Raw genomic sequence first — 16,028 nt, 5'->3', positions numbered from 1 at the left:
GGAGAGAGTAATATGCCCAGTTATGCAAATCGCTATATAAGTAATTTAACCAGAGACACCTATGCACTGATTCTAGCCGGCGGACGAGGTTCTCGTCTGCATGAGCTAACAGACTGGCGAGCAAAACCAGCCGTTTATTTTGGCGGTAAGCACCGTATTATTGATTTTCCACTATCAAATTGTATTAACTCTGGTGTAAGACGTGTCGGAATTGCAACGCAATATAAATCTCATTCGCTAATACGCCATGTAAATCGTGCATGGGGGCACTTTAAAAAGGAATTAGGCGAGTCAGTTGAGATTTTACCTGCATCACAGCGTAATGGTGATGAATGGTATTGCGGTACTGCCGATGCGGTATTTCAAAATATGGATATTATTCGTCATGAACTACCTAAATATGTAATGATTTTGTCAGGCGATCATGTGTATCGTATGGACTACGGCGGTTTATTAGCAAAGCATGTAGAAAATGGTGCCGATATGACCGTGTGCTGTTTAGAAGTCGCGGTTGAAGAAGCAGCAGGCACCTTTGGTGTAATGACCGTTGATCAAGAAAATCGAGTGCGGCGATTCGACGAAAAACCAGCCGAACCTACCTCTGTGCCTGGTAAACCTGGTACATGCTTAGCGTCAATGGGTAATTACGTATTCAATACTGAGTTTTTATTTGAGCAATTACAAAAAGATTCACAAACCGAAGGCTCAGGACGTGATTTTGGCCATGACATTATTCCTGCCATTATCGAAGAGCATAATGTGTTTGCTTACCCATTTAGAGATCCTGCACAAGTAGGGCAACCTTATTGGCGCGATGTAGGGACTTTAGATTCATTTTGGGAAGCGAACATGGAGTTGGTTATGCCTGAGCCTCAATTGGATTTGTACGACCCTACTTGGCCAATTTGGACATACCAAGAGCAGCTTCCTCCAGCTAAGTTTATTTTTGATGATGACGATCGTCGAGGTATGGCTGTTGATTCAACCGTATCGGGCGGCTGTATTATTTCAGGTTCATTAGTGAGAAAGTCATTACTGTTTTCTAATGTACATATTCGCTCATATTGTACTATTGAAGAGTCGGTTATTTTACCCGGTGTTATAGTTAACCGTGGGTGTAAAATTAAACGTGCCATTATTGATAGAAGCTGTGAGATCCCCCCAGGATTAGAAATTGGTTATGATCGTAAAACAGACGAAGCCAATGGTTTTAGAGTCTCTAAAAAGGGAATTGTTTTGGTAACCCGCGAGATGCTGACAAAGTTAGACACTAAGTTAAATCAATAATTAAATAGCAAGGCGAAAGCCTTGCAGCTAACTATAAGAGTAAATAAATGCATGTATTAATGGTTGCCGCAGAAAATGATGCGTTACCTAATGCCAAAGTCGGTGGTGTTGCCGATGTCATACGTGATGTACCTAAAGCGTTAGCAACACAGGGACTAACGATTGATGTGGCTATTCCTGATTATGGTTTTGAATTGGGTGAGCGCCGTTTTATTGGTGAAGTAAACGTTGCGTTCAATTCAGCCTCTCACGTTTTATCGCTGTTTGAAATTCCACAAACGCAAAATGCAGTGAGGCAAATAGTAATAAGCCACCCTTTGTTCAGCCAATCACATAGTGTGTATTGCAACGATGATGACAATCGTCCATTTGCTACTGATGCGAGTAAGTTTGCACTGTTTAATGCCGCGATTTGTGAAGCGCTTTTACAAGGGGTATTAAAACAACCAAACACGTTACATTTACACGACTGGCACAGTGCTTGTGTGGCAGTGTTACTAAAATTTGAGCCTCGCTATCGTAAACTTGCTAAGCTGCGCTTGGTGTACACTGTTCATAACTTAGCCTTACAAGGTATTCGCCCTTTTAAAGACGATGACTCTAGCTTAGAAGCGTGGTTTCCCTCATTAAGTTATGATGGTCAATTGCTTTGTGATCCTCGTTACCCTCATTGTTTTAACCCCATGCGCAGTGCTATTAATTTAGCCGATAAAGTACATGTGGTTTCACCCAGTTATAGCCAAGAAGTGCAGATAGCGAGTAACAATGCAGGCGGTTTTTTTGGTGGTGAAGGACTCGAGCGTGACTTACAACAAGCGGCTGAGCAGGGCAAGCTGATTGGGATACTCAACGGCTGTGATTACACAACTCAACACCCGAAGCAGGCAACGCTTAGCGAGCTTTTAGAGCAGATAGAAGCTACGCTTTTTAGTTGGATGGCAAAAAACGTACACTTAGACAGCAGCCACTATATTGCTCACCAACGTGTTTTACAATTTATGGCATCAGAGCTGCAAGGGCCTTTAGTGACCAGTGTAGGGCGGCTCACCGAGCAAAAAGTATTGCTGCTGTGCCAGCCACACAACAATAGTTTAACTATTGATGAGGTATGCAAGGTTATAAACCAATATAATGGTCGCTTGATTGTATTGGGCTCGGGCGATAAAAAACTAGAACAATTATTTACCACTGCGATGGCACGAAATAGCAATTTATTGTTTTTAAAAGGTTATGGCCAAGGTGTTGGTGATTTAATGTATCAACTAGGGGACTTATTTTTAATGCCTAGCTCTTTTGAGCCGTGTGGCATTAGCCAAATGCTGGCAATGCGAGCAGGTCAGCCTTGTCTTGTGCACAGTGTTGGCGGCTTAAAAGATACAGTTGAGCATAATGTGACTGGTTTTAGTTTTACTGGTGATACCTTATTGGCTCAGGCAGAGGCATTTTTAGTTTGTTTATCTGAGGCTTTGAGTGTAAAACAAACTAATCCTAAAGAATGGCAAGCAATAAAAAATAGCGCTAAGCATGCGCGCTTTGGCTGGGATGACGTCATAACTGATTATATTACATACTTATATTAAAAAATTTATTAAAGTTCAGTGACATCCGATCCTATTTACGCTTTAATTACTTAGTCTGGTGAAAATATAATAAAGTAGGTAATGTGTCGGTATTTGTTGCAAGGCAAGCAATTCTCAATCGAAATCAAAACGTAGTAGCTTATGAACTACTTTTTCGCAATAGTTCTGAGAACTGCTTTCCTGGTGTATCTGATGGTCAAGCTACAGCAAGGCTTATCATGGAAAACCAGCTAAACTTAGGTACCCGCCATATTACATCGGGTAAAAAAGCGCTGATCAATATTGGTCCTGAGTCCTTAAAGCTTGATTTATGTGATTTCTTACCCTGTAAAGATGTGGTTATTGAATTACTCGAAACCATAGAACCCACCGACGATACTTACGAGCTATGTCGCAAGTTATTCCATAGCAACTATAAGTTAGCCCTAGATGATTTTGTTTACTCACCACAGTGGGAGCGCTTTTTAAAACTGGTCAACTTAATTAAATTTGATATTCGACTTACTCCTCTTGCCGAAATCCCTCTGGTAGTTAATAAACTTAAAAAATATAAAAATATTAAGCTATTAGCTGAAAAAATAGAAACCGATGAAGAGTATAAATTAGCTCGTCAAATGGGGTTTGATTATTTCCAAGGTTATTATTTTGCGCGTCCAGTAATGATAGAGCAAAAAGATATTCATTATAATTATGGGCTGGTCATTGCCATTTACTCAGAAGTAATGAAACCAGACCCTGACATTAAAGTGATCACTGGTTTATTTGAGCTTGATGCGGCACTGGCTTATAAGCTACTGCGTTTATTAAATAGTGGTATATTTCCGCTGCAAAGCCAAATATCATCATTAAAACAAGCGCTGGTATATTTAGGTCAAGCGCGTTTAAAAAAGTTTGTGAGCCTAATTGTTACAGCACACACAGTGCGTGATAAGCCGATAGAGCTTATGCAAATGTGTGTTATTCGCGCTCGCTTTTGTGAATTAATAGCCAGTAAAGTCGCCAAACAAGTACAAGGTGAGGCATTTTTAACTGGGCTGTTTTCTCTTCTTGATGCTATTTTAGATAAGCCAATGGACTTGTTGGTTGATAAACTGCCATTCCCAGATGAAATTAAAGCGGCACTAACCGGCGAGAAAAATGATTTATATTATATCCTTGAAACGGTAAAAGCTTACGAAACGGGAAGCTGGTGGGCGCTTGAGAAAGCGGTATCACTCATTAATTTAGACAGTGCTTTTTTACCAAAATTATACAAACAAGCTGTAAAATGGGCCGATAGCTACAAAGATAATATTTAAAGGGATAGAGTTTGCGTAATTATAATATGGACTTTATAAGGGGCATAGCAGTACTTGGCCTGGTATTTATTAACTGCTATTCCTTCGCAATTTTTGAACTCAATTACACTCCACTCACCACACCTCCGGCTAGCGATAATTTTTTACACACCTTAAGCCTTATATTTGTTGAAGGGCGGTTTCGCACATTATTTACGTTATTATTTGGTGCTGGTCTTTATATTCAGTTCCAGCGACAGCAATGTATTGAGCCATTAAAAAAACGCCTATATTGGCTTATTGTGTTTGGTTTAATACATGGGCTTTTACTGTGGGCGGGTGACATTTTGTTTTTATATGGGGTGTCAGCACTACTGGTATTACGCTATTTAGATTACACGGACGAAGAGCTTAAAAACAAAGCGGCCTTTTTTACTTTTATCGCTTTACTTGCCACAGCAATGTTTATGTTAGGGCTTAATGAAGAACCACTCTATAGGGATTCTCCCGAGTTTTACCAGATATATAATAGTTATTACCAAAGTATTGGTGCGCATTTTAGCCAAAATATAACAATGAGCATTTATATGTTGCTAACAGTGCCTATTTTATTACTGTGGGCAAGTGCTGGCTTTATGCTAATTGGTATTGTTGCCTACAAATGTAATGTGTTTAGTGATGGATTTAGCAGGTCGGGGCTAATTAAACTTGCTGTGTTAAGTGTGTTGCTGACTAGCTTACGATTAGTCTTAGAGTCATATGAACAAGGTATTGGTTATGCGTTACAAGAGCCTGTTAATGAACTGGCTGCTTTATGTGTGGCGCTGCTTTATATTCATTTAATCGTCAAACTATGCAATAACAGCGCGCAAATAGGGGGGCTCATTCAACACGTAGGGCGGTTAGCGTTTACTTTATACATAAGCCAAACCATTATGCAGTTATTATTGTTTAAAGTGCTTTTCCCTCAGTGGGCGCTTAGTTTTAACCGCATTGATTATTGGCTTGTTGCTATTTGCTTAGTGGTTGTACAGCTTATGTTTACTGCACTCTACTGTCGTTATTTTAAGCAAGGGCCTCTTGAATACCTATGGCGTAAATTAGCGCAAATTAAGCGCGAAAAAATAGCTTGAGTAGTTTAAACTATGCGCCTTTATATTTAAGAAGATTTGCCATATGACAGACTTAAAGCGTTTAAATAAATTTATTAGTGAGACAGGGTTTTGCTCACGCCGCGAAGCCGATAAATATATTGAGCAAGGTCGTGTTACTGTTAATGGTGAATTACCCGAAATGGGTGTTAAAGTCGCACAAAGCGATGTGGTATTGGTTGATGGTAAGCCATTAAAAGCGCCACCAAAACGGGTTTACATTGCTTACAATAAACCAGTAGGTATTACCTGTACCACAGAACGAAAAATTCAAAGTAATATTGTAAAAGCGGTTAATTATCCTGACCGTATCTTTCCTATTGGTCGCTTGGATAGGCCCTCAGAGGGGTTGATTTTTTTAACCAACGAAGGCGACATCGTTAATAAAATCCTTCGTGCTGGCAATAACCACGAAAAAGAATACGTGGTTACTGTAGATAAACCACTTAATCGTCAGTTTGTGAATAAAATGGCAAACGGTATTCCTATTTTAGATACCGTGACCAAAAAATGTAAAGTGACGCAAACGGGTGCCCAGCAATTCACTATTATTTTAACTCAAGGATTAAATCGTCAAATCCGTCGTATGTGTGAATATTTAGGCTACGAAGTGGTTACATTAAAGCGTGTGCGTATTATGAATGTAACCCTTAAAGGGTTGAAGGTTGGGCAGTGGCGACATTTAAGTGACGCAGAAATGGCGGTTATTAACGACTCGATCGCTGATTCAGGTAAAACACAAGAACACTCATTGTATGACGATAGTACATCGAATAATAACGTTGGGCTAACCATAAGCAACCAAGCAAAATCAGTGCATAAGCGTGAGTATCAAGGTGACAAGCCTCGAGGTACAAAGAACAACGAACAACATAAGCAAGCCAACAAAAGCAGCCGTAATACGCCTTATCAGAAACGTTCAACCACCTATGTTGGTAAACCAAATGCCAATAAAGCCAATTCCTCATCAGGAACTAAAGCTAAGAGCAGTGGCACGTTAAGCTTAAAAAAGTAATTAAGTTGGTATAAACCAAGCAAATAAAAAACGCAGCCTAGGCTGCGTTTTTTATTAATTATTAAGACTGTTTAGGGTAGTCAATTCTAAATACCATAGTGTATAAAACCGGCACCACAATTAGAGTAAGTATGGTGGCAAAGCCTAAACCAAACATAATGGTGACAGCCATCGACTGAAAGAATACGTCAAACAATAATGGGATCATACCAAGTATTGTGGTGATAGCGGCCATAGCAACAGGGCGAACGCGGCTTACACCTGAATCAAACACTGCTTGATAGGGGGATTTACCCTCGCTAAGCTCTAAGTTTATTTGGTCGACTAAAACAATGCCGTTTTTAATTAACATACCACTTAAGCTTAATAACCCAAGTAGGCCCATAAAGCTAAACGGTGCATTCATTGCTAATAAACCGGCACTTACACCAATAATTGCCAATGGCACTGTAGCCCAAATCACAATAGGTTGTTTTAGAGAGTTGAAAAGTAAAACAGTAATAGCAAACATAGCTAAATAGCCAAGGGGTAAAGAGCCGAATATTGCTTTTTGAGCCTTACTAGATGATTCATATTCTCCGCCCCATTCTAAAGAGTAGCCATGAGGTAACTTTATAGATTCAATAGGGCCTCGTACTCTAGCAAACAATTTAGCGGCTGTTTCGTCGCCCAATACATTTTGATCGGCCATTATCGTAATTGTTCGCTTTCTATCGCGACGCATTATTAGGCTATCTTCCCATTCAACTATAAATTCATCAACGACTTGTGTTACCGGTACAAACACACCTAAAACAGGGCTGTATATTTGCAAGTCATGAACGCTGTCTACATTAAGGCGCTCACTCGCAGGTGAGCGAGCAATAATAGGTAAAAGCTGGGTTCCATCACGATATACACCGACTTGTTTACCCGAAAGACTTGTAAGCAGCACATCATCCAGGTCTGATTTACTGATTCCTAAACGTCGCGCTTTTTGCTCGTTAAACTGTGGGCGAATCATTTTAGTACGTGCACGCCAATCATTTCGAATATTAAACGCACCATCGTCTTGCGCCATAAGCTTTTCCGCTTCAGCTGCAAGTTTTCTAAGAATAACAGGATCTGGACCGGTAAAACGCGCTTCAATTTTTGCATCAGTTGAAGGGCCAATTTCCATTGGCTTTATTTTTAGCTCTGCAGATAGCGCTGAGTTTTGTGAATAATCACGTACTTTTTGCATGACTACCGCAACAGCTTCACGGTCTTTTACTCTTATAATAAGTTGTCCATAAGACGAGTAAGACTTTTGAGGTGCATAAGTAAGCATAAAGCGCGGCGCACCTTGGCCTGTTGTGCTGGTTACTTCTTCAACAAGTTCTTCTTTTTGCAAATAGCGTTCAAGTTTCTTTATACCATCTATTGTTGCGCGTATATCTGAGCCTTGTTGTTGCCAGTAATCTACGTAAAACATAGGTGTGTTAGAGGCCGGAAAAAACGACTGCTTAACCGAGCCAAAACCAACGACAGCGCTGCAAAGTAATACTACCATGAGGATCATTGTTGATTTACGATAATGCATTGCTAAATCTAAGAGTGTTTTATAACCTGTAAAAATAAATCCTTTATATGGATCGTTATCTGAATCGTCTTCGGTATCTTTTGCTTTTTTAAACTCATTTTCTGAAAACATTAGATTTGCAAAAAATGGCGTTAAGGTAATAGCGGTTATCCAGCTGAGTAACAAGGATATAAATAACACCCAAAATAAGCTGCCGGCAAACTCACCCGTTGCATCAGAACTCAAACCAATTGGTGCAAACGCAGTTATACCTATAATGGTTGCACCTAATAATGGCCACTTGGTCTGTTCTACAATATTTATAGCGGCTTTGAGTTTGGTTTGACCCCGTTTTAAGTTAATTAAAATACCTTCAGTCACCACAATAGCGTTATCTACTAACATACCAAGCGCGATGATCAGTGCACCTAATGATATACGTTGCAAGTCTATGGCGAACAACTTCATAAAAATAAAGGTGCCTAAAACAGTTAGTAATAAAATACCACCAATTAAAATGCCACTTTTAATGCCCATAAAAATAAGCAAAACAACAATGACGATTGCAATAGCTTCTAGCAAGCTTATAATAAATCCGTCAACTGAGGTCTCTACTTCTTTTGGTTGGTTATAGACAGCATTAACGTCAATACCATGGGGACGCTGGTACTCAAGTTCTGCTAAATGAGCATCTATACGTTTACCCACGTCAACCACATTAACGCCATTCATAAACGACACACCAATTAATAGTGCTTGCTCAGAATTGTATCTAATAACATTTGTAGGTATTTCAGCGTATTCTCTAAATACCTCAGCAACATCACCTAAGTAAATAAGCTCGCTGGCACCTGGTTTAGAAATTAGTAGTGTTTCAAGTTCTTTAACATCTTTAAATTCGCCAGTAGGGTGAAAACGAATTGATTCGTCGCCCACTCTTATTTTTCCTGCGTTAGATACCGTGTTTTGAGATTGTAACAAAGCAAATATATGGCTAGGTGCTATACCAAGTTGGGCTAATTTACGGGTAGATATTTCTACCATTACTTGCGGCTGTTGCTCACCTGCAATAGTAACTTTACTCACCCCTTTAACTAATACCAATTCACGTTTTAAATAATCGGTGTAGTCTTTTAGCTCATCGTAAGAATAGCCGTCACCAATAACTGAATATAAAACACCATATACATCGCCAAAGTCATCTAAAATGGTGCTTGGGTATACGCCACTGGGTAGCGATGGCGAAAGGTCATTAATTTTACGACGCATTTCATCCCAAATTTGGCGAAGTTGTTCTTTTCGATAGGTGCTCTTCATCTCTACGGCTATTTGAGATTTGCCATTTGACGAAATAGACGTGACATGATCAACATAGGGGAGCTGTTGGATGGCGTTTTCAATTGGAAATGTAACTTCTTCTTCAACCTGTTGCGGCGAAGCACCAGGGTACATGGTAATAACCATAGCCTGCTTTAGAGTAAACTCAGGGTCCTCTAGTTGGCCTAAATCAAAATAAGATACACTTCCGCCAATTAAAAGAAGTAGTGCAAACATCCAACTAATTACTTTTTTTTCTATGGAAAGTTGTGCAAAGCTCATAATTATAAGCCTCGCTCTTTATTCCATGGGCGAACTTTCATGCCTTCTTCTATTGAATGCACACCAGCAGACACCACAACTTGGCCTTCTTTTATGCCGCTAAGTACTTCTATGCCATCGTGGTGTAATTGGCCAACTTCAACAGCTTGCTTATGAACTTGACCCGTTTGCTCATCGTAAAGCCAAACATAGGCATTATTGTTAATCGCTTTTTGGGGATCAGAAAAAACCGACTCAATAGGCAATATGGTATAAGCAACCTGCGAGCGAGTTACTTTACTTAAATCAATTAAAACACGGCCAGTCATACCGGCTAGCAAGTTAAAATCATCAGGAACTGGTAACGAAAATACAACTTTATAGGTAAGTGTTGCAGGGTCGGCTTGGGTGTCCCACTCTTTAATGTCGAGGGTGTATTCTTTATCTTCAAAACCATCAAATTTAACTGTTGGATGGTAATCAGTGCCTTTTTTAAAACGCGCCACTATTTTTTCAGGAACCTGAATTTCTACGTCCATCAAATCGCGAGTTTCTAGGCGTAAAATATTTTGCTTTGCCTGAATGTTTTCAAAGTTTTTTACAAATACCTTTGCAACGGTACCGGCAAATGGCGCACGCAACTCGCTGTATTCGAGGTTGGTTTCAGCGATTTTAAAAGCCGATTCGGCAATTTGCATATTTGCTAAAGCTTGGTCTAACTCAGATTGGCTAGTGATTTTCTTTTCAAATAGCTGTTCTATTCTGCTCAATTGCGACTTTGCCAACTCATAACGTGCCTTTCGTTCATCAAACTGCAGTTGAAAATCTTCAGGGTCTAATTTTGCTAATAAATCCCCTTTTTCAACATGTTCGCCAGCAAGAACCGGAAACTCTATAAGTTCACCGTTTACTCTAAATGCAAGGTACGATCCCTGGTTTGCAACTACCTCAGCCGGAAAACTACGAATATTAATTTGTGAGTCGTGACCTATAGTGAAAAGTTTAACAGGGCGAATAGGCTCTTCTTTAACCTGTTGATCTGGTTCAGAACAAGCGATTAAGCTAAGTAAGGTCGTCGTTAATAAACATAGACGAAAGAGTTTCATGTTGTCTCCGTTGCAATATTGGCAAATTAATTAAGTGCAGAATACGCTGCAAACATATAAAATAAAATTCATTAAATCTTACAGACTTAATAAGTTTTATTTATGATGTTTTTAGGTTCAATATGAAGCTGAATCAATTAGTAATTTTAGATGCCATAGTACAAAGCGAAAGCTTGAGCGGGGCTGCTCAAAAGCTTCATAAAACGCAGCCTGCGTTAACGCTAGCGATTAAAAACTTAGAATCGCAAATAGGGTTTGAACTTTTAGACAGAACTAAATATAGGTTACAACTTACTGAAAAAGGGCGCATCTTCCATCGTGAAGCGCAACAGCTACTGCATGCAAATGACGAGCTTGCAAAACTGGCGGAAGAGCTCTCATTAGGTAATGAGCCGCAATATAAAATTTGTTATGAGCAGCTTTGCCATAAGCAAAGTTACAACCAGATCATAAGTAATACTTTTAAACAGTTTACCAGCACCGAGTTTTGTATTAGTAGCGGCAAACGATTTGTATCGTTAGAGCAAGTAAATAATGGACAAGCAGAGCTAGGCATTGGTCCGTGGTTTGATTTATTTCATGCCACTGGCGATTTAGAAAGTTTGCCCATAGGTAAGCTCGATATTGGGATAGTAAGCGCAAAAGGGGTTTTACCAAAACAGCTCACTTATAATCAACTACAAAACTACCCCTGCTTAGCGATGTTTGAAAGCGATTTAAGTATAGACAGTGAAAGGCTTTCATATTCCAAAGGGTCAGCAATGATGAAAATAGACGATGTAGCTACCTTAAAGTCGTTTTTACTCTCAGGGGCTGGTTGGGCAATGATGAGCTTAGATCATTGCAGACCTGAAATAAAAGGAGGCTTATTACAAGAAATCATTATTACCGACCGTGAGCATAAATTTAGCGCACAAATAAGAGCGTTTAGGCAACACGCTATTCACCATGGTCCAGTGGCGCGTACTGTATGGAACCAATTTAAACAACTAAGCAAGGCATACGCTAATAAAAATGGATATTGATAAACACACTGTAATTTATACTATCATAGCGAGTATACCCAAAGGTTGTGTTGCCAGTTATGGCCAAGTAGCTGCCCTTGCGGGTTATCCTAATAATGCTAGGTTGGTAGGTCGTTTATTAAAAGAGATGCCAAAAGGTTCGACGATCCCTTGGCATCGAGTGGTTAATAGCCAAGGTAAAATAGCGTTTCCCGAAGGAAGTAATAAATACCAAGAACAACGACAAAAGCTGTTATTAGAAGGTGTCAGTTTTAAGAATAATAAAGTGAATATGCGCGAGTGTAGGTGGGAGTGATATAACTACTCTCGGCAGATAAGTGCCCGTGTAGGTCGGATAAGCGAAGCGCCAACCGACAAAGAAAAATGGCCTTGCCAATAACTCTCAATATTTTATGTTGTCGAGAAGCCAGAGAGTGCCATGAGCGGATTTTAAAGGCGTGTATCTGAAACTCTGTTGGGTGGCGCCTTCGGCTTAACCAATCTACCTTTTAATGTAGGTTGGACAAGTGGCGGAGTCACGCCATCCGACAAAAATAATGAATTTACCAGAAACAACCCAATTTACCCGTTAGCGATATAAATAACTGATTTGTACTGTAAGTTAAGTCACTCTATATCGACTATCGACTATCGACTATCGACTATCGACTGTGTGCCTATAGCAGACACTGGTAACGCCTTGTTATACGCCGAATAAAGCTATCTTAAAATTTTTATAGCTTCGGCAAGCTGAACATCTATTCCGCTTTCAATATTGTTCACATTAAGAAATACAAATTCATGATCTATAGGCAATCCAATGCTTTCATAATTTTCCCCATGATAATTAAGATACCTTTCATTTGATAATGTAATTCCCCAACCATTAGGCAAAGCTTTTGTTAACGCATCGCTAAAAGCCCCGTAGCTTCTTTCGCCAATAAAAGTAACGTCCCCTCTTGCTTGTAGACCTAAAAGAAATACCTCAGCCGCACTAGGTGTTTTTTGACTAGTTAAAACAACAATGCTCCCAGTGTAATTATCAATTTTTGACGGAGTGACAACAATTTGTTGAAGTTCACTGTAGCCTGTCGATATTTTGAACTGTTTTCCCCCCAAGGTTAATTCTGAATCTACTAAGTAAGATAAAATAGAAAATGCCACTAAGTCACTTCCACCCATACTAAAACGTAAGTCAATAATTAAACCTTTGGTCTGTTTGATGATAGGCGTAAATAGCTCCATAACCTCTTCTGTTGCTTTGACATCATTATTTGAGAAACCATCAAAGTTACTTATTTTTAAATAGGCAACATTTTGAATTGTTTTTGCGAAGGTAAAATTTTCGTAATATTGAAGAGTGGAATAGTTTTTATCAATGTAATTATTAATGTTTTTCTGAGACTTTTCAATCAATTCTGTATGTAACTCCCAGTAAGTTGAGTATTCAGGGTGGTTTACAGAGTGCGCTTTTAATTCATCCCAAAATGACCACTTTCTTGGTGGGTAATGTGAAAGCCTATCAAGTTTTTTATTTAGTAATATAGCATGACCGTCGCGTAACTCTTTAAGAAAGTCATCTATGATACTTAACAGGTCATTCTGAGTAGTTTTTGAGGTTATTTTCTTTTGCCAAAATTTTCTCTGCTCAACCCAATTAATATTTTTATCTTTTGAAAATGCATAATGTTCTTCAAAATTATTCATTAGAACGTCAAGAACAATACTGGCATTAAATTCATAGTTTTTGTCTTTTATACTAACAATTTTTTTTGATTGGCATTGAGCAGGTAAGCTATCTAATTTTGTTAGTTTTAACGGAAATAAACCACCAAAGTTAAACAAGAGAGTCTCTTTATTCACTTTTTGTGTTTCTTCAATGAACGAAATTTGTTCAAACTCATCGGTAATAAGGTGGTTTTCCAAACAATGCTTAGTTGTTAAATCAAAGGCTGTTGTTTTATTGTTCACAGTATGAAAAACGTAACCATAACCTTGGGTTTTCCAAGTTGTTTCTGTGGAGTTCGCAGAATTAATGGTACAAAATACGGTGAGTAGAAATAATAAAATCCCTTTATTCAAAGTTTACTCCTAATAGTGAATCACAACCAAACTAGATTAAGCGTATAGCAGCTTTATCAGGGGACACTTCCCTATTTTAGCGCGAAAACGTCCTTATTTTGTGAACTTATATTAATAGCAAATAGTGTAAGCTATTGCCATCTTTAATAGCATGTTTACTGTAGCTTATTTAAACATGCAAAAAAGAATAAAGAGTCCTCTTGCCGAGCTAATTACGATTCACCTGAATGACTATAGTTCACTCAAAGTTTAACTTCGTAAAAGTGCCAAGAGCAGACATTAGTGACGCTCGCAACACCAGAAAATTTGGAACGTAAGGTAAAATTTTTCCGAGTGTTTGCACTTGTTAGGGTTCATCATCGCCGAACTTGCTTCTAATTAAATCAACAATATCATTTTCGATGTCTTTTAATGATGATTAAACCGGCCGCCTAATGGCTTCATGCTGTTTAAAACCACAATGAAGTATTTTTCATTCGCTTTGATTTTGAATGCCTCTTTTATCCCAACTCTTTTCTGTCACAGCCTCATACTTGCAAAAGACTGTAAGCTCTGTAGTGGTTCAGCAACTTTTTTAGTAGAAGAGTCGTTACAGCCAGTGAGTAAGAGTGCGGTTACTAAAGCAATGTATTTTACTTTCGTACTTTTTATCATTGGCAATATACCTTTATTAATTAACGTAATAAGTACACAAGAGCTTAAGGTATGAATTTTCAAAAGTACGTAAAGGCGTGCAAGCAAAAATATAGGTTTGTAAGGGTAATCCCCGGAAAAATAATAGTGGACTTCTCGGTTTGCATACCCAACCTTTGCATGCACTGCGTTTTAGGCTTCTAAAAAACCACTTCATTGGCGCATTATCCTAAGAGTTTCCACGACGATTCATACTTTGTGTAACTTTACAGCCTCATAAACTTTGGTGGTACTTCAAACTCGTATAAAGGCTGACTTGGTTTGAGTAAAATATCAATCTACTAGGCCTGCCTCCGGATTAAAATCAAGACTATGCAGTAACCGTTATTTACTTGACGATTTAGTAGCTGTTTCATATTGACGACTATTAGCATCGATACAAGGCTAATATTAATCTTAATGCTTATTATATTTCCGTCGTTATCCTAATCAAAATGGGGCTATGATCTACTTGTGCGTTAGTGGCGCAGTCTATCGCTTTCCCTTGATTATCCATTCCAATATCACACCAAATATTATCTAGTACTTTTAATTTTTTAATATGCCAATCCAGCGGCAAATCTCGAGCCAATATATAATCAATCCGGCTTTTATCGTAATATGTATGACCCGGTCTATCATAAATGTTTGGGTATTTCTCCCGCCATAAATCAATAAAGCCCTGGTCAAAAAACACCTGCATTTCGCCGCGCTCTGGATCGGTATTCCCCCATGGATTATCTCTATCAGCATTAAAATCACCGACCAATATAACAGGAGCAGAGTCAGAAACATGGTGATTAATAAGCTCTGCAATTGTTTCAAAATCACTGAGTCTTGTTGTATCAGTGGGACTTGTTACAAATGCGGTATGTGCAGACCAAATCCATACAGGTTTGTCATTAATTAAGTACTTTGCCCCTAAAACAGTTCGGCCGTGTATCTCTCTAATTATTTTATCAGAGAGTGTTTTGAATTTGCTCGCTAACCCAATTCCATAGCTACCAGCAGAGCCTTCTCCACGTCCTGGGTATGCCTTATTTTCTGCACACCACATTTTTTGTATATCAAAATCAATATTAGGGCGTAATAGATGATAAAAACCAGAGCCACAGCGCTTAACTTCTTGTAAAGCAACAATATCAGGCTTATAAGAAAGGAGCTGCTCCCTAACTTGTAAAAATGGATAATTATTTTTCTGTCCCATTTCCCATGCATTCCAATTTATAAGCGTAAATTCTTTTTTGCGAATCTCACAGGCTATTTGATTTGCTAAGCCATAAAAAGGAATTAATAACATGATTAGTATCGAGAATAATTTATATTGCTTTATCATTTTTTATCCTTAACTTTGGTGATATTGGAAGCACTTTTAATACAAATTGCAACAAAATAGGCTATTACCCTATGTCGTTGTTATGACAACAATATGATTGAGACAATAAAATGTGTGAAGTTTAAGTGGTTATTAAAAGTTTAATACCAAAATTGCTTGTGTATGGGGTCTTGTAAATTCGTTGAATTGCTAGAAATTTTGCCGGTTGGTATGTAAGTAGGGGTCATAATTGGTAGGGGTTTGGAGCTTAAAATACCTCTTAATAGCGGCGCTTTGAAAAATAATTAAGTTATTAGGGGTAGCTAAACTCACTGCCACTTTTTTAGCACGAAATTAGTAAACACTTGACCGCGGGCTTTTACTTGCTGTTACTTTAAGATATTTAAAGCGAAAAAAACAA

General features: G+C 38.6%; 11 protein-coding genes. 7 read left to right on the top strand and 4 right to left on the bottom strand.

All coding sequences use genetic code 11. The features are described from left to right. Positions 1-12: 12 nt before the first annotated feature. The 5 genes from glgC (at position 13) to rluF (ending at position 6,310) form a co-directional block, all read left to right on the top strand. Positions 13-1,287, top strand: a complete 1,275-nt coding sequence (gene glgC / locus P3J6_RS07775) for a glucose-1-phosphate adenylyltransferase (protein ID WP_198522644.1) — start codon at positions 13-15, stop codon at positions 1,285-1,287. 47 nt (positions 1,288-1,334) lie between these two features. Beyond that, positions 1,335-2,867 carry a glycogen synthase gene (locus P3J6_RS07770; protein ID WP_178957166.1) on the top strand — a complete coding sequence of 511 codons (1,533 nt, stop codon included), beginning with the start codon at positions 1,335-1,337 and terminating at the stop codon, positions 2,865-2,867. Between the two features lie 83 nt (positions 2,868-2,950). Beyond that, positions 2,951-4,165 (top strand): EAL and HDOD domain-containing protein, encoded by a 1,215-nt coding sequence (locus P3J6_RS07765; protein ID WP_138607936.1) that lies wholly within the window; start codon positions 2,951-2,953, stop codon positions 4,163-4,165. 26 nt (positions 4,166-4,191) lie between these two features. Next, positions 4,192-5,277 (top strand): DUF418 domain-containing protein, encoded by a 1,086-nt coding sequence (locus P3J6_RS07760; protein WP_198523785.1) that lies wholly within the window; start codon positions 4,192-4,194, stop codon positions 5,275-5,277. Positions 5,278-5,320: 43 nt separating this feature from the next. After that, positions 5,321-6,310 carry a 23S rRNA pseudouridine(2604) synthase RluF gene (gene rluF, locus P3J6_RS07755; protein WP_198522643.1) on the top strand — a complete coding sequence of 330 codons (990 nt, stop codon included), beginning with the start codon at positions 5,321-5,323 and terminating at the stop codon, positions 6,308-6,310. Positions 6,311-6,371: 61 nt separating this feature from the next. Here the strand turns inward: rluF and P3J6_RS07750 are convergent, their stop codons facing one another. Both P3J6_RS07750 and P3J6_RS07745 read right to left on the bottom strand, forming a co-directional pair. Beyond that, on the bottom strand, positions 6,372-9,449 hold the full coding sequence (locus tag P3J6_RS07750; protein WP_198522642.1) for an efflux RND transporter permease subunit: 3,078 nt from the start codon (positions 9,447-9,449) through the stop codon (positions 6,372-6,374). A 2-nt stretch (positions 9,450-9,451) separates the two neighbouring features. Continuing rightward, the gene (locus P3J6_RS07745; protein WP_198522641.1) at positions 9,452-10,534 is read right to left on the bottom strand and encodes an efflux RND transporter periplasmic adaptor subunit; all 1,083 of its coding nucleotides are present in this window, start codon (positions 10,532-10,534) and stop codon (positions 9,452-9,454) included. Positions 10,535-10,656: 122 nt separating this feature from the next. Here P3J6_RS07745 and P3J6_RS07740 point away from each other — a divergent pair, with 122 nt between their 5' ends. Together P3J6_RS07740 and P3J6_RS07735 are read left to right on the top strand one after the other, a co-directional pair. Then, positions 10,657-11,559, top strand: coding sequence for a LysR family transcriptional regulator (locus tag P3J6_RS07740; protein WP_198522640.1), 903 nt, complete (start codon positions 10,657-10,659; stop codon positions 11,557-11,559). After that, the gene (locus P3J6_RS07735; RefSeq protein ID WP_198522639.1) at positions 11,549-11,854 is read left to right on the top strand and encodes an MGMT family protein; all 306 of its coding nucleotides are present in this window, start codon (positions 11,549-11,551) and stop codon (positions 11,852-11,854) included. The genes P3J6_RS07740 and P3J6_RS07735 overlap by 11 nt, the downstream gene beginning before the upstream one ends. 404 nt (positions 11,855-12,258) lie before the next feature. Here the strand turns inward: P3J6_RS07735 and P3J6_RS07730 are convergent, their stop codons facing one another. Next, the gene (locus P3J6_RS07730) at positions 12,259-13,620 is read right to left on the bottom strand and encodes a S41 family peptidase (RefSeq protein WP_198522638.1); all 1,362 of its coding nucleotides are present in this window, start codon (positions 13,618-13,620) and stop codon (positions 12,259-12,261) included. Positions 13,621-14,719: 1,099 nt separating this feature from the next. Next, complete coding sequence (locus P3J6_RS07725; protein ID WP_198522637.1) at positions 14,720-15,628, bottom strand: endonuclease/exonuclease/phosphatase family protein; 909 nt, start codon at positions 15,626-15,628, stop codon at positions 14,720-14,722. Positions 15,629-16,028 lie beyond the last annotated feature (400 nt).

The sequence above is a fragment of the Pseudoalteromonas sp. 3J6 genome (assembly GCF_903995135.1).
In the GTDB taxonomy this organism is placed as follows: Bacteria; Pseudomonadota; Gammaproteobacteria; order Enterobacterales; family Alteromonadaceae; genus Pseudoalteromonas.
Note: the sequence above shows the minus strand (reverse complement) of the source record. Positions and strands in the feature narration are given on the sequence as shown.

Excerpts from the sequence above, each read along its gene's own strand:
- glgC (WP_198522644.1), top strand. The coding sequence starts at position 13 with ATGCCCAGTTATGCAAATCGCTATATAAGTAATTTAACCAGAGACACC.
- P3J6_RS07770 (WP_178957166.1), top strand. The coding sequence starts at position 1,335 with ATGCATGTATTAATGGTTGCCGCAGAAAATGATGCGTTACCTAATGCC.
- P3J6_RS07760 (WP_198523785.1), top strand. The coding sequence starts at position 4,192 with ATGGACTTTATAAGGGGCATAGCAGTACTTGGCCTGGTATTTATTAAC.
- rluF (WP_198522643.1), top strand. The coding sequence starts at position 5,321 with ATGACAGACTTAAAGCGTTTAAATAAATTTATTAGTGAGACAGGGTTT.
- P3J6_RS07750 (WP_198522642.1), bottom strand. The coding sequence starts at position 9,449 with ATGAGCTTTGCACAACTTTCCATAGAAAAAAAAGTAATTAGTTGGATG.
- P3J6_RS07745 (WP_198522641.1), bottom strand. The coding sequence starts at position 10,534 with ATGAAACTCTTTCGTCTATGTTTATTAACGACGACCTTACTTAGCTTA.
- P3J6_RS07740 (WP_198522640.1), top strand. The coding sequence starts at position 10,657 with ATGAAGCTGAATCAATTAGTAATTTTAGATGCCATAGTACAAAGCGAA.
- P3J6_RS07735 (WP_198522639.1), top strand. The coding sequence starts at position 11,549 with ATGGATATTGATAAACACACTGTAATTTATACTATCATAGCGAGTATA.
- P3J6_RS07725 (WP_198522637.1), bottom strand. The coding sequence starts at position 15,628 with ATGATAAAGCAATATAAATTATTCTCGATACTAATCATGTTATTAATT.